General features: G+C 34.8%; 22 protein-coding genes. 19 read left to right on the top strand and 3 right to left on the bottom strand.

Translation table 11 applies throughout. The features are described from left to right. Positions 1 to 30 precede the first annotated feature (30 nt). Positions 31 to 498, bottom strand: coding sequence for a YkyB family protein (locus BLQ56_RS05190; protein ID WP_090850644.1), 468 nt, complete (start codon positions 496 to 498; stop codon positions 31 to 33). A 268-nt stretch (positions 499 to 766) separates the two neighbouring features. On the opposite strand from BLQ56_RS05190, the gene BLQ56_RS05185 reads away from it, so the two are divergent. Then, a complete protein-coding gene (locus BLQ56_RS05185) occupies positions 767 to 2869 on the top strand; it encodes a bifunctional diguanylate cyclase/phosphodiesterase (protein ID WP_090850642.1) in 2103 nt (700 codons plus the stop codon). A 38-nt stretch (positions 2870 to 2907) separates the two neighbouring features. Here the strand turns inward: BLQ56_RS05185 and BLQ56_RS05180 are convergent, their stop codons facing one another. Then, the gene (locus tag BLQ56_RS05180; RefSeq protein ID WP_090850640.1) at positions 2908 to 3771 is read right to left on the bottom strand and encodes a metallophosphoesterase; all 864 of its coding nucleotides are present in this window, start codon (positions 3769 to 3771) and stop codon (positions 2908 to 2910) included. 192 nt (positions 3772 to 3963) lie between these two features. Here BLQ56_RS05180 and BLQ56_RS05175 point away from each other — a divergent pair, with 192 nt between their 5' ends. The 13 genes from BLQ56_RS05175 (at position 3964) to BLQ56_RS05110 (ending at position 14426) form a co-directional block, all read left to right on the top strand. Next, complete coding sequence (locus BLQ56_RS05175) at positions 3964 to 5178, top strand: EAL domain-containing protein (RefSeq protein WP_090850638.1); 1215 nt, start codon at positions 3964 to 3966, stop codon at positions 5176 to 5178. 69 nt (positions 5179 to 5247) lie between these two features. Next, on the top strand, positions 5248 to 5487 hold the full coding sequence (locus tag BLQ56_RS05170) for a hypothetical protein (RefSeq protein ID WP_090850636.1): 240 nt from the start codon (positions 5248 to 5250) through the stop codon (positions 5485 to 5487). A gap of 232 nt (positions 5488 to 5719) precedes the next feature. Beyond that, complete coding sequence (locus BLQ56_RS05165; protein WP_175490188.1) at positions 5720 to 6409, top strand: DUF3993 domain-containing protein; 690 nt, start codon at positions 5720 to 5722, stop codon at positions 6407 to 6409. Positions 6410 to 6715: 306 nt separating this feature from the next. Continuing rightward, positions 6716 to 6952, top strand: a complete 237-nt coding sequence (locus BLQ56_RS05160) for a YkuJ family protein (protein WP_090850632.1) — start codon at positions 6716 to 6718, stop codon at positions 6950 to 6952. Between the two features lie 52 nt (positions 6953 to 7004). Next, entirely contained in the window at positions 7005 to 7379 is a 375-nt protein-coding gene (locus BLQ56_RS05155; protein ID WP_090850630.1) for a YueI family protein, read from the top strand. 509 nt (positions 7380 to 7888) lie between these two features. Further along, the gene (locus BLQ56_RS05145) at positions 7889 to 8407 is read left to right on the top strand and encodes a ribonuclease H-like YkuK family protein (protein WP_090850626.1); all 519 of its coding nucleotides are present in this window, start codon (positions 7889 to 7891) and stop codon (positions 8405 to 8407) included. Positions 8408 to 8490: 83 nt separating this feature from the next. Then, entirely contained in the window at positions 8491 to 8727 is a 237-nt protein-coding gene (abbA, locus tag BLQ56_RS05140; protein WP_386756438.1) for an antirepressor AbbA, read from the top strand. A 175-nt stretch (positions 8728 to 8902) separates the two neighbouring features. Beyond that, positions 8903 to 9340, top strand: coding sequence for a cyclic-di-AMP-binding protein CbpB (cbpB, locus tag BLQ56_RS05135; RefSeq protein WP_090850624.1), 438 nt, complete (start codon positions 8903 to 8905; stop codon positions 9338 to 9340). Between the two features lie 30 nt (positions 9341 to 9370). Next, positions 9371 to 10891, top strand: a complete 1521-nt coding sequence (locus BLQ56_RS05130) for an MDR family MFS transporter (RefSeq protein WP_238457174.1) — start codon at positions 9371 to 9373, stop codon at positions 10889 to 10891. Between the two features lie 114 nt (positions 10892 to 11005). After that, positions 11006 to 11878 carry a LysR family transcriptional regulator gene (locus BLQ56_RS05125; RefSeq protein ID WP_090850622.1) on the top strand — a complete coding sequence of 291 codons (873 nt, stop codon included), beginning with the start codon at positions 11006 to 11008 and terminating at the stop codon, positions 11876 to 11878. Positions 11879 to 12181: 303 nt separating this feature from the next. After that, the gene (gene dapD, locus BLQ56_RS05120; protein WP_090850620.1) at positions 12182 to 12901 is read left to right on the top strand and encodes a 2,3,4,5-tetrahydropyridine-2,6-dicarboxylate N-acetyltransferase; all 720 of its coding nucleotides are present in this window, start codon (positions 12182 to 12184) and stop codon (positions 12899 to 12901) included. 65 nt (positions 12902 to 12966) lie between these two features. Continuing rightward, positions 12967 to 14094 (top strand): N-acetyldiaminopimelate deacetylase, encoded by a 1128-nt coding sequence (locus tag BLQ56_RS05115; RefSeq protein ID WP_090850618.1) that lies wholly within the window; start codon positions 12967 to 12969, stop codon positions 14092 to 14094. Between the two features lie 86 nt (positions 14095 to 14180). Further along, the gene (locus tag BLQ56_RS05110) at positions 14181 to 14426 is read left to right on the top strand and encodes a YkuS family protein (RefSeq protein WP_090850616.1); all 246 of its coding nucleotides are present in this window, start codon (positions 14181 to 14183) and stop codon (positions 14424 to 14426) included. A gap of 332 nt (positions 14427 to 14758) precedes the next feature. Here the strand turns inward: BLQ56_RS05110 and BLQ56_RS05105 are convergent, their stop codons facing one another. Then, positions 14759 to 15607, bottom strand: a complete 849-nt coding sequence (locus BLQ56_RS05105) for a mechanosensitive ion channel family protein (protein WP_090850614.1) — start codon at positions 15605 to 15607, stop codon at positions 14759 to 14761. 290 nt (positions 15608 to 15897) lie between these two features. Between BLQ56_RS05105 and BLQ56_RS05100 the strand changes: the two genes are divergently transcribed. From BLQ56_RS05100 to BLQ56_RS05080, 5 genes are all read left to right on the top strand, one after another. Beyond that, positions 15898 to 16440, top strand: coding sequence for a peroxiredoxin (locus BLQ56_RS05100; protein WP_090850612.1), 543 nt, complete (start codon positions 15898 to 15900; stop codon positions 16438 to 16440). Positions 16441 to 16538: 98 nt separating this feature from the next. Further along, positions 16539 to 16994, top strand: a complete 456-nt coding sequence (locus BLQ56_RS05095) for a TlpA disulfide reductase family protein (RefSeq protein ID WP_090850610.1) — start codon at positions 16539 to 16541, stop codon at positions 16992 to 16994. A 348-nt stretch (positions 16995 to 17342) separates the two neighbouring features. Continuing rightward, the gene (locus BLQ56_RS05090) at positions 17343 to 19097 is read left to right on the top strand and encodes an ABC transporter ATP-binding protein (RefSeq protein ID WP_090850608.1); all 1755 of its coding nucleotides are present in this window, start codon (positions 17343 to 17345) and stop codon (positions 19095 to 19097) included. 14 nt (positions 19098 to 19111) lie between these two features. Next, complete coding sequence (locus BLQ56_RS05085; protein WP_090850606.1) at positions 19112 to 20938, top strand: ABC transporter ATP-binding protein; 1827 nt, start codon at positions 19112 to 19114, stop codon at positions 20936 to 20938. Positions 20939 to 21091: 153 nt separating this feature from the next. After that, positions 21092 to 21754 carry a potassium channel family protein gene (locus BLQ56_RS05080; RefSeq protein ID WP_090850604.1) on the top strand — a complete coding sequence of 221 codons (663 nt, stop codon included), beginning with the start codon at positions 21092 to 21094 and terminating at the stop codon, positions 21752 to 21754. The last annotated feature ends 34 nt before the right edge of the window (positions 21755 to 21788 follow it).

Genomic DNA, 21788 nt, shown 5'->3' with positions numbered 1-21788 from the left:
CGCTACCATTACATATGAGAAGTTTTTGATTTAAAAATAACTTTGTCCAAGTTTCTTAAAGACTGGCTTTTTGTAGTTTTTAGTTGTTGTTTTAACAGGCTGTTGGGGGTTTTCAGTTAGACCAACATAATGCTGTAACAAATTTTTAGCTGTTGAAAGTGAAAGTTGAGTTTTTGGGTTTCTATATGTTTCGTTAAGGTCCCCTAAGTGTGGGAGCTGTTCGATGTCTTCTTTTGAAGGAGGCATATGAAAGTAGTAGTCACCAGCTGATACAAGTACATCAGATTGCTGCTGACTGTTCCTTGGGTTTCGAGAGAAATGAAGACCTTCTTTTTTTGCTTTACCTTCTTTTAATAGTTTTTCCAGTGCTTTCCGTTTTAAGAGATACAAAAACTTTGGATTTGGTGCAGCTTTTGCGTGTTTATTAACAATAAAAATGGCTCTTGCCAAGTTATCAACTGTTTGTTCAAGCGTATTATTTCTATCCTGATTCCTCATTTTTTCTCTCCTTTCTTCACTTTTATTATACTGTTGTTTTATATATTTGCAAATCAATTACTTAGGATTAAATAGATAAAGCTGATTTTTAAAAGATTCTTGTTTTTAAAATAGGCTGTTTTTATATAACATGTTAAAAACTAAGTGATTAAGGAACAATAATAGATGATATTCTTTTTTATTCTTTTAATATTGAACATAGTACCATATGATTATACCGATTAGATCCTTAAAAAGAGTAAATACATGTGAGTAGGGATGGTAAAAAATGGATAGTAACGAAAGTTTTTTTAAGGCAAATAATAGCGAAACAAAAATACAGGACGTAATCTTTGAAATTATTCTCAAGCATATAAACGATCTTGTCTATGTGATGAAGGTAGAGGAAAATACTTTTAGGTATGTATTTATGAATGAAATGGCCTTAACTCAAGCAAGAATATCTGATGACTATATAGGCAAAACGTTTTATGAGGCATTACCGTTTGAGATTGCTTACCATCTAAGCGAACAATATAGTGCTGTTTTACGAATCCGAGATGCTTACTCATTTGAGGATAATATTACGCTACCTAACTACGGAATTGTTTATGGTGAATCCAAACTGTCACCAATTTTTGATGAAAATAATAAGATACAGTTTATTGTTTGTGTGACTAGAGATATTACTGGAAGTGTATTAGAAAAAAGGAAATTAGATGAAACAAGACAAAGATATAAATCTCTAATTGATCATAATATGGATGCGGTTTTTTCTGTTGACTTAAAAGGAAACCTTTTACAAATGAATCCATCAACTTATACGATTACAGGGTATCATAAAGAAGCTTTGCTTCATAAAGCAATCTTTTCATTATTACATGAATCAGACCGAGCTACTTTTCATACTATCTTTCAAACAACTGCGGTTGGACAACCAAATGAGTTTAAAGGTTGTAGATTAATTCACTTTAATGGAAATACATTAACAGTCCATGTTAAGACAGTACCAATCGTAGTAGACGATAAGGTGCTAGGGATTTATATTATTATAAAGGATATTACTGAACAGCATCTGTCAGAAAAAATGTTACAATACATGGCTTTTCATGATCAATTAACAGGTCTTTTAAACAAAAGCTCGCTAATGAAAAATCTCCATACTGCGTTAGAACATGCAAAGGATAAGCAGCAAGAAATTGCGTTAATGTATATCGACCTAGACCGATTTAAATTCATAAATGATACAATGGGACATGATATTGGAGATATGTTATTAAAAGATTTAGCAGATCGATTATTAACTCTTACTCATACTGTTGATTATCATATTTATCGTCAAGGTGGAGATGAGTTTATCGTATTACTTGAAAACACTGAGCGAGAGTTAACCGCTGAATTTGCTGAAAAGTTGCTAGATAAGCTCAAACATCCCTTTACTTATGCAAATCAGGAGTTCTTTGTGTCAGCAAGTATTGGAATTAGTCAATACCCTTACGACGGAGAAGATCCAGAAACGTTAATCAAAAATGCTGATACTGCTCTTTACATAGTCAAGAACCGCGGTAGATCCCATTTTCGTTTTTATAGCGAGAAAATGAAACGTGGTACAAAACATACGATGAAAATTGAAACAGCATTGCGTAAAGCGATTGTAAAAGATGAGCTTGTTCTATACTACCAGCCACAAGTTGACTTAAAGAGTGGAGTTGTCGATGGATTTGAGGCATTATTACGATGGCAACATCCTCATTTAGGCTTTATCTCTCCTTTAGAGTTTATCCCTCTAGCTGAGGAAACAGGACTCATTGGTCCTATTGGAGAGTGGGTAATAAAAAAGGTCTGTAGTTCACTTTGTGATTGGAAGAGGTTAGGCTATAAACCAGCTTCAATTGCTATTAATCTTTCTCCTCTTCAGTTCCAACAAGCAGGTCTTGTTGAGTTTATTAAAAAGCAAATGATCATTAATAAACTTAGTCCAGGACAATTGGAATTTGAGATAACAGAAGGTGCGATACAAGATTCGAGGGAAGCATTAACAACTTTAAATCAACTAAAATCATTAGGTGTTAAAATTGCAGTGGATGATTTTGGTACAGGGTTCTCTTCTCTGAGTTATTTAAAGCGTTATCCGATTGATACATTGAAGATTGACCAATCATTCGTAAAAGATGTTCTCTTAGATGAAAAAGATGAAGCGATCATCACGACCATTATCCATCTTGCGCATAGCCTAGGTCTTAATGTTATTGCAGAAGGAGTAGAACAGCTTGAACAATTAGAATTACTAAAATTAAAGCAATGTCAGAAGGCTCAAGGCTATTACTTTAGTCGACCTATTCCAGAAGAAGCTGTTATAAAGCATTATTTACAGGATATACCCAATGGGTAATACGTGTGTGATTGGGATATCCTTGTTGTAATGGTCATTTAAATAGATTTTAACGTATAAACAGAAATTTCAGGCCTTGATAAAAAACGAAATGGAAGCCTCGTGGTTCCCAATCCTCTGTTAACATAAAGAAGTGTGTTAGTTGCACCTATTGTGAACTTCCCTTCAGGATAATCCTTACCTAAGGGAGGAGTGATAATTGGACCAAGGAATGGAAATTGGATTTGTCCTCCATGTGTGTGACCAGAGAGTTGTAGATGGGCCCCAAAAGACGCAACTCTCGGGGCGACATCGGGTTCATGTACTAAAGCGATCGTATAATGATCCCCGGTAATTTTCTCGAAAGCACCTGTGAAATCAGGGCGACCAAGCATGATATCATCTAACCCAACAACAATGATTTTTCCTTTTTCCTTTTTAATTTCGATTGATTCATTTAACAAAGTAGTAAAGTTCGAATTAATCATTACATCTCTATATATGTCAGAACCGTACCCACCATGATCATGATTACCATAGATAGAGAATTTTCCAAGTGGTGCTTTTATATTATACAAGATAGGGATTAGTTCGTCTGGACTTGGAAAGATGCTAGGGTTATCAATCAAATCACCGGTAAAGAAGACGATGTCTGGCTCTAACTCATTTAATTTACTTGCAACAACTCTAAAATGATCAATGTCAAAAGAATGACCAATATGTGTGTCACTGAATTGAACAATTTTAATATTATCAAAACTCTTTGGGATAAGAGGATGGGTAATTGTATGTTTTGTAATTTGTAACCATTTGGGTTCAACATACCTAGCATAAAAATAACCTAGAGATGAAGCAAGAACAGTCGTAAATAAAGATTTAAGGCCCTTTTTTAAAAACTGCCTTCTTGTATATATATTGGACATGCGTAACCAACCTATTCTATGTATCTATTTTATAAGCAAGATTATAACATATCATGTATATTATTTATTTTAAAGTTAAGTTACAAAAGCCTTTATAGTCTTTCAACTATGGTATTTTAAGATTTAATATTCAGATTGTTTTTTGTGTTATAATGAAAATTATTTAGGTTTTGGTCCGAGGAGAGAGTGTATATGGATGCAATAGATATAATGACAAACCTACATCTTGTCGTTCCATTTTATCAAGCTGTATTTAGTGCTGATGAACATAGAGTTATAGGTTATGAAGTATTGGGAAGAATTAAGTTTAACGAAGAATATAGAAGTCTAGGTGCGTTTTTTCATGATGAAGCCATACCAGAAGAATATAGAATTGAAGTAGACGATATTATATTACATAGAGCATTAGGGCATTTTATTGAACTGGAGAATCACCCATTTCTATTTATTAATAGAGATGCTAATTTACTAATGATCGATCATGGTGAATCTTTACTAGAACTACTATTGGTATATCAAGAAAAAGGATTGGCACTTGATAGAGTAGTCATTGAGTTAACAGAACATAATTTTACTGGTGATCTTGAAAGACTAAATCATTTGATTACTTATTATAGAACCTATGGTTTGAAAATTGCGGTTGATAATATCGGTAAAGAAAGTAGCAATTTTGACCGGATAGGATTGCTAAATCCAGATATCTTAAAAATTGATTTGAAGGAATTGTTGAAAACGACAACAGCACAATCTTATCATGATGTCTTATATTCCATTTCACTATTGGCGCGAAAGATTGGTGCAACCCTTTTATATGAAGATGTAGAAACTTCGTTTCAGCTCCAATATGCATGGAAAAATGGTGGGAGATACTATCAGGGCTTTCTGCTACATAAGCCCTCAGAATATTTAGTTGCTGATGATATCATGAAAGAACGTTTAAGAGATGATACTCAAGTCTTTATTAGACATGAAAAGAAAAAGTTGTATTCGGTGTATGATTTATCGGAGCAATTGAATGGAACAATTCAAGGTTTAGTGCAAAAATATAAAAAAGTTGAAGAATATAACGAATTAATCATGTTATTAGCAGTGGAGTTAAATGAGCGATGCTTCAGAATCTATATTTGTGATGGAGATGGTTTTCAACAGTCTGCAAATGTAATTAAAGAAGACCAAGGTTGGAGTGTTAAAGAAGAATATTATTTTAAGAATTGGAGCTGGAGACCATATTTCTTAGAGAATATTGTCAGAATGAAATATAATAAAAAAGGGATTTTATCCGATTTGTATAGTGATGTCGAGTCAGGGGAAACCATTCGAACATTTTCCTATCCACTAAACAATGAGCATTTTTTGTTCATTGATATTCCCTATGAATTCCTTTTTGAGCATGATGGATTACTGTAATTTAGAATAGAATGATTGGAAATGTGGAAAAGTAAGGATTATATACCGAAGTAAGGTGGTGTGTTATCCGTGGATCGGTTAAATTTTATATTAACCATATTATCAGTCCTCATTTTAGCAATAGGTCTATTCTATACGTACCAGCTAGGAAAGAAACAGCATAGTATGAGACAGCAATTTGATACTGAAATTAATGAGAAGGTTCAAGATCATCCTTATACTCGGAATCCGGTGTTTTTAACTTATGCAATAGCAGCCGCTTTAGCTATCGCTTATATCATTTATATGGCGATTATTTCAAACTGGTAATGTTTGATATAAAGGAGATCCTTTTTTCGGGAGACATTTATATGTCTCTCTTTTTGTGTTGCATAATATGCCAAATTTTATGTTAGATACAAATCATAAAGGGGTAATTTGTACATATACATAATACTGTGTCAAATGTTGCAGTTATTTTGGGCACGATTACATGTCTATTTTAATAAAAAGCTTGGTAAAATAAAATTCTAATGGACGAGTTGTAGAGAGGAATGATACTTTGAGGAAGATATATTTCATATGCGTGTTTATTTTAATGTACACAGTCCTTATTATAGGTACTAATGTCACTGCTACTTCGACAGAGGAACCTCTAGACCGTGACAAGGTGTTTTCACTTCTTAAAGAAGGTTTTCAGGCCCAAGTTTCTCTAAGTGAATATATTCGGACATATGAAGAAATTAATGAAATTCTAGAAACTAGTTTTACAAAGGATTTTATCTCGAAATTTTTAGATGAAAATCTCTTTGAAGAAGGAGATGGCTTTATTATATACGGCTCTGACTTTGCACCCTATTATATCCCGTATTTTTCTTATTCAGAACGTACTAAGTTCGTATACGATAGTAGTAATCAAAAGTATTATGTTTATGAAAAGTTTGATGCAAGCAATGACGGTCCTGTTAGCTATAATGAGCATTACGCTCTTATTACAATTCAACAAGATGGACTGGATTGGAAAATTTCAGATATAACTATTAATGAAGAACTTAATAAGGATATTTTAGAATTAAAAGAGCAGGTCACTGAAGAAGTTCCTGTTCAATCGAAACAATCTAAGGGTGAAAGTAAATCGGTCAAGAAAAGGTATGAACCTGTGGAAAACATGAATCGCTTTTTGTTATTTAGCGATCGAATTTTAGAGATGGAATACAAATATCAGAGATTTAGTCCCGTGAGCCCCTTATAAAGGGGCTATTTTCTATGTAAAACTCAACAATATTTTGGCTGATTTCTGAACTGAATCGGAAAGAGTTTCCGCTTTCAATAAAAAATACCTTTGCTTATTGAATTATATATACTAAAATGGTGAATGAATGACTTGGTATGGTAGGATTTTTAAAGCTAAGTTAAATACATACAATTTACATGAAGCTAACCCTGAATTTGTTAAGATTATTTAGCAATAAAATAGCGTGTTCTTGGATAGAACAACCAGGAATGCTAAAACTAGTTATAGGGTTAACAATTTAATTGTCAGGAAGGAGAGACTATAATGTCACAATTACAAGGTATTATATCGCGTCTCATTAGTTTACAAGAAAACGCAAATGGAGGAGAGCCACCACAACGATTTTTCGAAGTGAATGGAGAAAGAATTTGCAGTGTAAAGTATTTTGATAAAACAACTACATTTGAATTAGAGGTTTACCAACAAGGTGAAAAGCCAAAAACATATCAGTTTGATAATATAGATATGATTGCGATTGAAATTTTTGATTTAATTAGCTAATTAATGATTAATTCAGGAACACCTAATTCCTGAGGTGTCAAAGAGGTGTACAATGGCTGATAATATAGATGATTATCTTGAACGTGGGATTTATGGTGCAAAAGAAATTAAGTCTGACGAACGCCAGGTTTTTCTTTCTACCATTCGAGAGAGAGTGATAATTGCTCTTACAGATGGTCAGGTAATGAAATCAATTGTATATGAACCGATAAAAAAGTTAATGAAACAATACTCTGATTGTCACCTTTTTTTGGACGGTGATATAAGCTATTCATATTTATCAAAATATGTGAAACTAGCCAATAGCTTAAATGTACCGTTCACAATTGTGGATAATGTTCAGAAAAAGACTAATATTGGTTTAGTTTTGGCAAGTAAACACGCAATTAATAAAGATGAAGTCTTTGTAAGTAATGAACAATTTTAGCTTAAGGAGTGGTTTACTATTAAACCTCTTGTAATATGTCCGAGTTGCCGGAAACAAGCTAGTCTCGAAGAGGTTTTGACAGCACAGTCAAACCAAAATGTTATTTACAAGTGTACAGAATGTAATTTTATTAAGAGAGATATAGAAACTAGTAAGGGCTGAGCTTTCATTTATTGAAGGCTCTTTTTTTATTTCTTATGATAAGGCTGTTTTCTCAAAGTTTGTTGTTATAGACATAAACATTAAAACGGTAGTTCCTAGCAGGCTGAATACACGTAGACTCCTGCGGGACCTGTGGACAAAGTGATACACCAAAGGAGCATAAGCGACGAGGAGGCTCACTGGTCACCCGCCGGACGCGGAGTGTATTCAGCCTGCGGCTTTAAAAGCAACAATCTATACGAAAACAGCCTTTGATAATATTTTTATTGTTAATAATTCTTAATATTAACAATACTATGAATAAAAACATATATTAATATCAAAAGGAAAAAGAAAGGGAGCTGGAAATGGACTTATCCTCACAATTTTATAATATCTCAGATAACAACATGAAAATTGAAGATGTTATTAAACGAATAAAGTCGTTTATTCAAAAAGATCCAAGCTCACAGTATGTTTTATCTATCGGTACCGATTCACAAGTTCATCAGGAAGAAACACGGTTCATTACTGCTGTTCACCTGCACAGGGTAGGAAAAGGTGCATGGGGATGCCTACGTAATTTTACATTGAATCGACCCATTAGGAGTGTTCGTGAAAAGATTTCCTTAGAAACTTCATTTAGTCAAGAATTGGCATACATGTTCACCAATACTTATTTGATGGATATTATGGACCTACTAATACCGTATACAGATGATGGTGCAGATCTTACATTAGAAGTACATCTAGACATAGGGAAAGGGGGCGTAACAAAGGATCTTATTACAGAAATGACAGGAAGAATTACTGCTATGGGATTGGAAGCTAAGATTAAGCCTGATTCATATACAGCATTTAGCTATGCTAATCGTTTTACAAAATAGCTCTTATCATGTAATAGTTTTTGAATTGGACTAATATAATAAAATATAAGTCTATATGTAGAATTAGTCATTAGGGGGATTATATGAACGTACTTGAACGTATGGATCTATCAGGTGATGAGAAGGACTTGTTATTGGAAATTTTATTTAGTCAGAACTATGCGCTTGAACTACTCTGCTGCGAATTTGTTGATATTGAAAACGGAGACAAGAAAATTTCAATTGAAGAGTATAAGAAATTCACTCAATTATTCGAGAAGTTAGAAACAGGCATCTCAAATATACATAATAGTTCGCACATTTCGACTATCAAAGGGTAGTCTTTTTTTATATGTAATTTTGATAAAACAATGAAATTATAAGATATTGAAATAATGTTGTGGTAAAATATAGGATGGGAAATACAAGTGTATGATCAACATATGTTATTTTACTCTGAAATATTAAGCTATTTATGTCAATAGAGAAATTTCTAGATGAGAGGGAGAATCTATCATGGTTAGTCTTCAAAGAGAAGAATTTTTAGAGCATAAGATTAAGGATTTATTAATTCTTGCAGACAAAGTTGCACATGTTCAAATTGGAAATAATTTAGAGCATGCTTTACTTGTCCTTACAAAAACAGGTTATACAGCTGTGCCTGTTCTTGATCCATATTATAAGCTTCACGGTCTAATTAATACTACAGGAATACTAGATTCAATTTTAGGTCTTGAACGCATCGAATTTGAACAACTTGAAAAAATGAAAGTGGAGCAGGTTATGAACAAAAGTATACCTAGATTAAACCTCAATGATACATTGGTGGAAGGATTAAAGTTGGTTGTAGACCATCCTTTTGTATGTGTGGAGAATAATGAACAGGTATTTGAAGGGATTTTGACTAGAAGATCCATATTAAAGCTATTAAAAAATGATTTAGAGAAATCATAACGATTTACGAAAACTTGTCGGGGGTTAATGATGGGGAGTTCGCAGGGGAAAAGAATGAGTGAAACAGATATAAGTAGTAAAACTAGGCGCCCACTAGCATTGGCTGCAGTAATGCTTGCAATGTTTATGGCAGCAATTGAGGCAACAATTGTTTCGACAGCGATGCCTGCAATAGTCGGTGATCTTGGTGGTTTTTCATTATATAGCTGGGTGTTTTCTGCGTATCTATTAATGAATGCCGTAACTGTGTTGATCTATGGAAAACTGTCAGATTTATTTGGAAGAAAACCTATTCTAACATTCGGTATTATTGTATTTTTGATAGGCTCATTTTTATGTGGTATTGCCCCATCGATGGAATGGATGATTTTCTTTCGATTTATCCAAGGCTTTGGAGCGGGAGCAGTAATGCCAATTGCATCAACAATTGTGGGTGATATGTACACAAAGGAAGAGCGTGCAAAAATTCAAGGGTATTTATCAAGTGTCTGGGGGATATCTGCAGTGCTTGGTCCAGCCCTAGGCGGGATTCTTGTTGAGTATGTTTCATGGAGATATGTCTTTTGGATAAACATCCCTATTGGTATTATTTGCATTATTGTTCTAAGCTTATATTTACATGAGGGAATTGAAAAGAAAAAGCATGACATTGATTTTATCGGTGCTGGTTTATTGTTTATTTCTGTGAGTGCTCTAATGATTATCCTAGTGGAAGGTGGGGTTCACCTTCCATGGACGTCTATACCGATTATTTTATTAAGTTTGCTGTTTTTAATCACTCTTGCATGTTTTATCTTTCAGGAGAGAAGAGCTGCAGAGCCTATGATGCCATTTTCTATTTGGAAGGAACGCTCGATATTTATAGCAAATATTGCTTCTTTGACAACCGGTGTGATGTTAATAGGAATATCCAGCTTTTTACCAGCCTTTGTTCAAGGGGTGATGGAACGATCTCCAATTGTTGCGGGTTTCACCTTAACCACTATGTCAATTGGATGGCCGATAGCTGCGACTATTGCAGGAAGATTATTATTAACAATTGGTTATAGAATGACTTCCCTTATTGGAGGAGTTGCTTTGATTCTTGGAAGCGTCGTTTTTGTTATTCTATCACCAGCAAATGGACCTGTTTGGGCAGCTTTTGGATCATTTCTCATAGGAATTGGTATGGGACTAACAACAACAGCTTTTATTGTATCAATTCAAAGCACTGTTAGTTGGCAGGTAAGAGGTGTTGCTACAGCTTCAAATATGTTTATGCGTAACTTAGGAAGTACAATCGGTGCCGCTTTATTAGGGGGAATCTTAAATAGTACCTTACAATCATATATCAACTCAAAAGGGTTAAGTAAGGATCTTTCCATAGACTCAACAAATATTCTTTTGGACGAAGAACGGCGAAGCGCACTATCGGCTCCTATGAAAGCAGTATTACAAGAAGGACTTACTTTGTCACTTCATTACGTATACTGGGGTGTGCTAACTTTTGCAATTGTTAGTTTGTTTTTTATCTTTTTCTTGCCAAAGGGTGAGAAGGAGCCAAGTAATTAGGCAAAGAAAAGGGATAGCATATGCTTATGCTATTCTATTTTTATATACCATTTACTCTGTGAAAGAGTCGATAAATTATTAAAAAACGGATTGTTGTAGAATTGAGGATAAAAAATGCAATTTTCTGAATTTCAACTTTTAGTTGTTTTAGACACAGAAATGAACATGAGAAAGGCTGCAGAAAAATTATTTGTTTCCCAACCGGCACTATCACAAAGATTGCAATCAATTGAAAAATCCTGGGATACCAAGATTTTCGTACGGTCACAAAAAGGTTTAACACCTACTCCTGCTGGGGAAAAGATTATAGAGTTTGCGAAGGAGGTAGTTGAAAAAGAAGAAAGAATTAGAGAACAAATCAATGCATTGGATTCAGAGGTTCATGGAACATTAAAGATTGCATGTGCTACAATTATTGGTCAAAATTGGTTACCTGAGGTACTAAAAAAGTTTGTTACGAAATATCCTCATGCAAAAATTTCTTTAATTACTGGATGGAGTAGCGAAATACTGAAAAATTTATATGACGGAACCGTACATGTTGGTATTATCCGTGGTAACCCAGATTGGAAGGGAATTAAGCAACATCTAATCACAGATACAATGTATATGGTGGACACTGAAATCCAATCAATTGAACAAGTACTACAAACAGATCGACCTTTTATACAATTTAAAAGTGACTCTACCTATTATCAGGAAATTCAGGAATGGTGGCATCGTACATTTCAAATGGTACCTAAGAGAACGATTATTGTGGACCAAATTGAAACATGTAAGCAAATGGTTCTAAACGGAATTGGCTATGCAATTCTCCCATCAATTACATTAGATCAAGAGGATTCACCCATCTATAAAATTCCGTTGTTAAATGAAGTGAATGAGCCAATTAAAAGGGATACCTGGTTAATCGGTTATGAATCTGCCTTTGAGTTGAAACAAGTGAAGGCATTTGTTGAAATAATCGAAGAAACATTTACTCAATAATATATACCTTTAATTATTATGTGGACCGGTTGATTGGAACGTAAGGTGTGTGACTCCTGTGGGATTGCAGGAAGGATGAGACCCCGCACGAGCGAGGAGGCTCATCACCTGCCCCGCGGAAAGCACACACCTGGAGTGCAAATCAACGTACCATTGTTTTAATAGCAACAATGTTTACGAAAATAGCCATCATATAAGACTTTACTCTTGTCATGTACACTTTAGTTTGTTAAATTAACTATAGTGAACTTGGCTACTATCTTTGCCACTCACTTACTTTTTACATAAGGAGGATATATACATATGAAAATGATGGATGCAAATGAAATTATCTCATTTATTCAAAATAGTGTTAAGTCAACACCGGTTAAGGTATATGTTAAAGGGGAATTAGCTGACCTAGATTTTGGTGCTAATTCAAAGACCTTTATTACAGGTAATACAGGAATCGTATTTGGAGAATGGAAGGATATTCAAGCTGCAATTGAGAGTAACTCTTCTAAGATTGAAGATTATGTAGTAGAAAATGACCGCAGAAATTCAGCTATTCCTCTATTAGATCTAAAAGGAATTAAAGCTAGAATTGAACCAGGAGCAATTATCCGTGATCAAGTTGAAATTGGAGATAATGCCGTTATTATGATGGGTGCTTCTATTAATATTGGTGCTGTAATTGGTGAAGGTACAATGATTGATATGAACGCAGTCTTAGGTGGACGAGCAACTGTTGGTAAGAACTGCCATGTTGGAGCAGGGGCAGTATTAGCTGGTGTTATTGAACCACCTTCAGCTCAGCCAGTTATTTTGGAAGATGATGTGTTAATTGGTGCTAATGCAGTTGTTCTAGAAGGTGTTAGAGTTGGAAAAGGTGCAGTAGTTGCTGCAGGCGCTATTGTTATTGAAGATGTTCCACCAAACACTGTCGTGGCAGGTACTCCTGCTCGTGTTATTAAGGAAATTGATGAAAAGACTAAATCGAAAACAGAAATTAAACAAGAGCTTCGTCAATTAAATGAAGAGTAAGACCTGTAAGCGTGGATTTAATCATCCACGCTTCTATTATATCTATTAGAAATGGTGTGAGTATGATGGTTACTATTAATCCTTTTGTGAAGATTAGACGTGATCTTCATCAAATTCCTGAATTGGGGTTTAAAGAGTTTAAAACTCAATCTTATTTATTGGAATACATTCGAAGCTTACCGCAGGAACGAATTGAGATTAAGACGTGGGAAACGGGGATCTTTGTAAAGGTCAATGGAACAGCCCCAACCAAAATGATAGGTTACCGTGCAGATATCGATGGTTTACCAATTGTAGAAGAGACAGGCTATGAATTTCGTTCATTACATGTAGGTCAAATGCATGCATGTGGTCATGATTTTCATATGAGTATAGCATTGGGCGTGCTTACTAACATGGTCCAAACACCAATAAAGGATGATTTATTGTTTATTTTCCAACCAGCAGAGGAAGGGCCGGGTGGTGCATTACCAATGTTACAAAGTGATATTATGAAACATTGGAATCCAGATATTATTATCGGCTTACATATTGCCCCTGAGCAACCGTTAGGAACAATTGCTACGAAGGAAGGGCTTCTTTTTGCTAATACCTCTGAATTATTCATCGATTTTGTAGGTAAAGGTGGTCATGCTGCTTATCCTCATCAAACAAATGATATGATTATTGCCGCTTGTTCATTAGTGACACAGCTTCAATCAATTATTTCTCGAAATGTTGATCCATTAGATAGTGCAGTCATTACAATTGGAAAAATTACAGGTGGAACTGTACAAAATGTGATTGCTGAGAATGCAAGGCTTGAAGGTACGATTCGAACTCTCTCTGTTGATTCCATGTTAAAAGTTAAGGAAAGAATCGAATCACTTGTAAAAGGGGTAGAAGTAGGGTATCAATGTAAAACTAGTATTGACTATGGTGCCATGTATCATCAAGTCTTCAACCATGAGTATTTAACACGCGAATTCATGGACTTCATCGAAACTCAGCCTAATATTCATTTAATTGAGTGTAGAGAAGCAATGACTGGTGAAGATTTTGGTTATATGATTAAGGATACACCTGGTTTTATGTTTTGGTTAGGTGTAGAGTCAGATTATGGATTACATCATTCAAAATTAATGCCTAATGAATCTGCAATTGATTTAGGGATTCAAGCTATTACCAAGTATCTACAGTTTAAAGGAAATTAAATTTACTGATCTTGCTCCGGTAATGTGTAAATAAAGAATAAACACCGTCTTAATGAGACACATTACTTTTATAGGAGGTGGATACAATGGCTAAAATAGGTATTGAAGGAACATTAACTGACGTGCAACAAGCTCTTCAAGAGCGTGGGTATGAGATTGTAGAACTTCGTCAAGAGAATGACGCTAAGGGCTGTGATTGCTGTGTGGTTACAGGATTAGATTCTAATGTAATGGGGATGGCTGATTCTGTGATTAAAGGTCCAGTTATCGAAGCTAATGGTCTAACTGCAGAAGAAATTTGTCAAGAAGTTGAAAATAGAATAGGGAAATAAGCTATTTCCGTATCAAATATACTTATCGTAAAGACTGTAAAAAAAATACTAGAACAATCTATTCACATTGAAATAGAAGTTTCTAGTATTTTTAGCAGTCTTTTCTTTAGGCTGTTTTCGTATGGATTGTTGCATTTAAAGCCAGCAGGCTGAATACACTCCGCGTCCAGTGTGTGACACCAGTGAGCCTCCTCTTCGCTTTGCTCCTGTGGGGTCTCACTTTGGCCACTGATCCCACAGGAGTCTACGTGTATTCAGCCTGCTTGTAATTACACTTTCTATTATGTCTGAAACAACAAACCTTTAGAGAATAGCTTTTTTATATTTTTTAGTTACTCTGATTTTTTTTCAATATATACTTGATGTGGGAATGGAATTTCTATTCCGTTAGAGTCTAATGCTTCTTTTAATGCTTTACGTAACTTTCTTTCAATTGCCCATTGTCCCATATTTTCAGTTTTGGCTATTACTCGAATGACGACATCAGAAGAGCCTAATGATTGAACACCGATTACATTTGGACCTTCTTTTATAGAATCATCTTCGGCTGCAATGCGATCACAAGTACTTTGTAATACTTCAATCGCTTGATCAATATTATCGTCATAAGATATGCCGATATCTACAAGAGCTCTCATATTGCCTCGAGAGTGATTACTAAGGCTTGAGATTTGACGATTTGGTACAAAGTGAAGGGTACCATCAAACCCTCTTATTTGTGTGGTTCTAAGGCCGACAGCTTCAACAATTCCTGAAAATCCAGCAGTCGTAACATAATCATTTACATCGATCTGTTTCTCAAGTAGGAGAAAGAAGCCAGTTACAATATCACTAACAAGTCCTTGTGCACCAAAACCTATTGCAAGTCCAATGACACCTGCACTTGCAAGTAATGCTGTAGCATCATAATCAAAGATTTCAAAAATCATCACAACAAATATGAAGATGAGTACATAAGAGAATATGTTGAGACTTAAGCTTTCAAGTGTTCTAGCTCGTCCCAGAGATATGTTTTCACGATCAACAACCTTCTTAAAAGAGTTTTGTATGACTCGCTTTCCAATGCTCTTTACAATAAGAAAAGCAATAATGATACCTATTAGTTTTAGAATAATTAGGCCTGCTCCTCCTAAAATAAGCTTCCAGTCATAGTTGGCGGGGTTTAAGTAGTCCAATATCATATTATTCAATCCTTTCAATTATTCATTGCTACTGTATGTTATAAGTGTAATTTAAACATATTGGAAATTGTAACATAGTGACAAGCTATTTCAAGTAATAGCTCTTAAATGACATTTTATACCAACAACTATCAGTTATGCACCTAGCCTGATCCACCTTCGTTAGTTAAAGGCTCTATAAGTTTGACTACCAAATATAGTTATTCTATAATGACTAGAGTCAAGAAACTGCAATATTCTTGTAAAAGAACTAAATATTGCTAATTAATTTATTTTTGGGGGGATTACACATGGCAGAACGTATGGTAGGAAAACAAGCGCCTAGATTCGAAATGGATGCTGTATTTGCTAACAAAGAATTTGGGAAAGTAAGTTTAGAAGAAAATATGAGGAATGACAAATGGACGGTATTATTTTTCTATCCAATGGATTTCACATTTGTTTGTCCAACAGAAATAACATCTTTATCTGATCGATATGATGAGTTTGAAGATTTAGATGCAGAAGTAATCGGTGTTTCTACAGATACAATACATACACATTTAGCATGGATTAACACAGACCGTACTGAAAACGGTTTAGGTGATCTTAAATATCCTTTAGCAGCTGATACAAACCATGTTGTTTCTCGTGAATATGGAGTTCTAATTGAAGAAGAAGGTATTGCACTTCGTGGTCTTTTTATCATTAGCCCAGAAGGTGAAATGATGTATTCAGTTGTAAATCATAACAACATTGGTCGTGATGTCGATGAAACTCTTCGTGTACTTCAAGCACTACAAACTGGTGGATTATGTCCAGCAAACTGGAAGCCAGGTCAAGCTACTCTTTAATAATCATACAATGCATACATACGATAGGGTCTAACAGATTTGTTAGGCCTTTTTAGCCTAATGAATACTGACCTAATTTAATACTAGGAGGTAATGTAATGAAATTAAGAGAACAAATGCCCGAACTGAATGGTGCGACAGAATGGTTAAATGGAGAACTAAATAAGTCAGATCTTATTGGAGAGAAACCTACACTATTTCATTTTTGGTCAATTAGTTGTGGTCTATGTAAAGAGGCAATGCCACAAGTAAATGAATTTAGAGATGCATACAAGGATAAATTAAATGTTGTTGCTGTACATATGCCGAGATCTGAAAAAGACTTAGATCTCGAAGAAATTAAAGCAGTAGCTGCAGAGCACGATATAAGTCAACCAATTTTTGTGGACAGTGATCATAAACTAACTGATGCTTTTGAGAATCAATATGTGCCTGCATATTATGTGTTTGATGCTGAAGGAAAGCTTCGTCATTTCCAAGCTGGTGGTAGTGGAATGAAAATGTTAACAAAGAGGGTAAATCGTGTACTAGAAGAAAATGAGAAATCAGAATAATAAACAACAAAAGGTTGGCCAATATGGTCAACCTTTTTTGGCGGTTAACAAAGGATATCAAATTTCAACGTGTTTTTGTGTCTAGCTCCAGGCGCTATCAGCTCGGGGTCATAAGCCAAGCCGACTAGAAGGTTAAAAGCACCCTTCTAGTCGGCTCGTCTTATGCCTGTCGCTGATAAGCGAGCGCCTTGCGCTTTTCTTTATTAATAAATAGGAAAAAACACGTATTCTTTGTAAAAATTCGAGTATTTTGAATTTTACACTAGAAATTTATTTCGAAAGTCGATATATTAGTTACTATGTGTTGGAAATATATATAAATTATACAACAATTAGAGGAGGCTTAAAATGGAAACGTTTAAAAAACTGAAACAGTTTTATTGGCCGAATAAAGCTTTATTTTTATGGTCGATGTTTTTTCTTTTATTTGTAACCGGTATTACTGTCGTATATCCAATTGTATTACAGTATACAATCGATGAGATTGTCATCGCAGGGAATTACGATTATGTTCCATATGTAGCCATAGGCTTTGTTGGAATCATGACTGTGAAGGGGATTACAACTTACTTTCAACAGTATCTAGGGGATATGTTTGGGATTAAATCTGTCTATGGGCTTAGGAACGCATTGTATAAAAAACTACAATACTTACCATTTAGATATTATGATAATGCTAAAACAGGGGATTTAATGTCTCGACTGACAGCGGATGTTGAAGGATTTCGTTTCTTCCTATCATTTGGCTTTTCCGAGTTATTACGATTTGTCCTACTTGTAGGTATTAGCTTAGTCGTTATGTTTTCTTATTCAGTCCCACTTACATTTGTTACAATTGCAGCTTTACCGTTTTTGGCTATCGTTGTTTATAAATTTGATAAAAAGGTTCATCCTGCTTTTCGCGGTATTAGAAAATCATTCGGACGTTTAAATACAAATGTTCAAGAAAATATTAGTGGTATAAACACAGTAAAATCCTTATCTAGAGAATCGTTCCAAATCAATAAATTTAATACATCGAACAATGATTATAAAGGGAACCATTTGCATACAGCTGATATTTGGGCGAAATTCTTTCCGTTAATGGAATTCATTGGTAACATTAGTGTTGTTGCTCTTCTGTCATATGGAGGTTATCTTGTCATCATCGGGGATCTTTCTCACGGTGCTTTAGTCGCATTCTTTAGTCTGGTTTGGTATATTATGTGGCCAATCATGAATCTTGGTTTTGTTATCAATCAATTTTCTCAATCAAAGGCTTCGGGTGAAAGACTACTAGAAATCTTAGAAGCTGATCAAGAGATCGTAGAAGGAAATCAAATCATAACGAAAGAGCGCCTTGAAGGACATATAGAATTCAAAAATGTGACATTAAAGTATACTGAAGATGATGAAGCAGCTCTGTCATCTATCTCATTTAACGCTCAACCTGGTAAAATAATTGGACTAATTGGTTCCACTGGTTCAGGTAAAACGAGTATTACTCAATTAATTACTAGATTTTACGAACCTGTGAACGGTCAAGTTATTCTTGACGGTCGTGATGTAAAAGATTATTCATTAAACACAATACGAAAAAACATCGGTTTTGTACTACAAGAGTCATTTCTATTTTCTTCAACGATCAAATCAAATATTTCTTATGGTCGCCCTGATGCAACAATGGAGCAAATTATTGATGCAGCCAAGAGAGCGCAGGCGCATGAATTCATTATGGAACTTCCAGATGGCTATGATTCCCTTCTTGGGGAACGTGGAATGGGGCTTTCCGGAGGGCAAAAGCAGCGTATAGCTATTGCGAGAGCCATATGTATTGATCCGAGCATTTTGATTCTTGATGATGCTACAAGTGCGGTTGACATGGAAACTGAGTTTAATATACAAAGAGATTTAAAAGAAGTCATGAAGGGGCGAACAACTATTATTATTGCTCACCGAATTTCTTCACTCAAACATGCTGATGAGATTATTGTATTAGACGAAGGTGCAATTGTTGAAAGAGGCACACATGATGAACTTGTTCAAAATGAAGGGGTATATCGACGAATTTACGATATTCAGTATAAAGACCAAAAAACAATCCTTCAATCACAAACAGGATGAGGTAGGTGAGATCTATGAATGAAAAAAAAGAGGAAAAAAATAATGTGAATGAACGATTTCATTATTCAACAGACCAAGCAATCGAAAAACCGTTTAACTGGTTACAAATGTCCCGACTCTTTAGTTATATGAAGCCTTATTCAAAGAATTTGTTACCACTGGCTTTCTTAGCTGTTATCATTGCTACTGCGGTACGCTTAGTTGTCCCTATTTTAATAGGGGTCTACACATTAGACCATGCAGTAGCTAACAAAGATACCGATTTATTAATAAATCTTGTTCTTATTATTGCTGGGCTTTACACATTATCTTATGTAGCGAATGTATTTAGAATTAGGTGGATGAATCAGTTAGGACAGAATGTCATTTATGATATTAGAAAACATTTGTTTACACATGTCCAGAACCTATCACATCGCTTTTTTGATCAACGTTCAGCAGGATCTATTTTAGTACGTATCATGAACGACATTAATTCGCTACAGGAATTATTTACGAATGGTGTCATAAACCTACTCATGGATTTCCTGTTGTTAATAGGTATTTTCATTATTCTTTTTGCGCTAAGTCCAGAGCTAACACTTGCGATTATGGTTATTTTACCTGTGATGTTCTTTATTTCTACTAGTCTACGGAAAAAAATCCGCAGATCTTGGCAAATGGTTCGTATAAAACAAGCAAAATTGAATTCACATTTAAATGAAAGTATACAAGGTATTCGTGTTACTCAATCATTTACACAGGAAAAAGAAAACATGGAGTTTTTTGACGGTGTGAACACAGAGACCTTCGAAAGTTGGAGAGATGCGACAAGAAAGAATGCGATGTTCCGCCCCTTCGTGGAAATGACAAATGCATTGGGTACTGCGATTCTTTTATGGTATGGAGCCTATTTAATTACGAGTACAAACTCATTAAGTATCGGTGAATTTGTTTCGTTTGCCGTATACTTAGGGATGTTCTGGGAGCCTATCTCACGTTTAGGGCAGGTGTATAATCAATTACTGATGGGTATGGCTTCATCTGAACGTATTTTTGAATACCTGGATGAAAAGCCCATTGTTTCTGAAATGGAAAATGCTAAGCCTTTAACACATATTAAAGGGAAAATCGAGTTCGATAATGTTGAGTTTTCATATGATGAAAAACGAAAGGCTTTAAAAGGTATTTCTTTAACAATGAAAGCGGGTCAAACTGTGGCATTGGTCGGACATACTGGTTCAGGTAAAACAACGATCGCTAACTTAATTAGCCGCTTTTATGACGCAACAAGTGGTACGGTTAAGATTGATGGAATTGATATTAAAGATGTGAAACTGGACAGTGTCCGCTCTCAAATTAGTGTTGTCTTACAAGATACCTTTATTTTTTCTGGTACCATTATCGAAAATATACGATTTGGACGCCCAGATGCAACTGATGATGAAGTGATTGACGCTGCAAAAGCCGTAGGTGCCAATCATTTCATTGAAAAACTATCAAATGGTTATCATACAGAAGTTGAAGAAAGAGGGAATATCCTATCAGTTGGAGAACGCCAACTATTATCATTTGCTAGGGCATTACTTGCAGATCCAAAAATTCTTATTCTGGATGAAGCAACAGCAAGTATAGATACAGAGACAGAAATGAATATCCAACTTGCCCTTAGAAAATTGCTTAAGAATCGGACAGCGATTATTATTGCACATAGACTTTCGACCATTAGGGAAGCAGATAACATTTTCGTTCTTGACCACGGAGAAATTTTGGAACAAGGATCTCATGCTGAATTAATGGATTTACAAGGAGAATACTATCACCTTGTTAAAGCACAATTTAAGATGTTAGAAGTAGGTTAATCAAAATCAATTCTATTATAAAAGGAAGGGGCAACCTCTTCCTTCTTTTTATTAGTCTAAGGATGGCAGTAGTATTTCTAAATATGATAAACTAAGAAATAAGAATGCTTGTGTCATTGTTATTAAGGATGTTTAGTTATTGGGGGACTACTTGTGAAAAAAGAATTTGCAGTCATTGGATTAGGGCGTTTTGGCGGAAGTATTTGCCGGGCACTTAGTGAAGAAGGTATGGAAGTAATGGCTATGGATATGGATGAAGATAAGGTAAATGGTTATTCCACAATTGCATCACATGCTGTTGTTGGTGATTCAACAGATGAATCTGTTCTTAAAAGTTTAGGAATCCGAAATTTTGATCATGTAATAGTTGCAATTGGAGATAATATCCAAGCAAGTATACTTACTACATTAATTCTTAAAGAATTAGGAGTAAAACACATTACAGTTAAAGCTCAAAATGACTATCATGAAAAAGTCTTAAGCAAAATAGGTGCAGACCAAATCGTTCATCCTGAACGAGATATGGGGAAAAGAATTGCTCATAATATTATCTCAAATAATGTATTGGACTATCTTGAGTTATCTGATGAACATAGTATCGTTGAACTTGTTGCAAGTAGAAGAATGGATGGTAATACCTTAATTGATATGGATATTCGTGCAAAGTATGGAATTAATATAGTTGCCATTAAACGAGGTAAAAATATCATTGTTTCTCCACAAGCTACCGAACTAATTCATCAAGGGGATATTTTAATCGTAATAGGTGCGGATACGGATATTAACCGATTTGAGAAAAATTTAGTTGATGAATAAATCTATATAAAAGGCTGTTTTCGTTGTTTTAGAC

Origin of the sequence: Litchfieldia salsa (assembly GCF_900104555.1) — a bacterium.
GTDB classification, from domain to species: Bacteria; Bacillota; Bacilli; order Bacillales; family Bacillaceae_L; genus Litchfieldia; species Litchfieldia salsa.
Note: the sequence above shows the minus strand (reverse complement) of the source record. Positions and strands in the feature narration are given on the sequence as shown.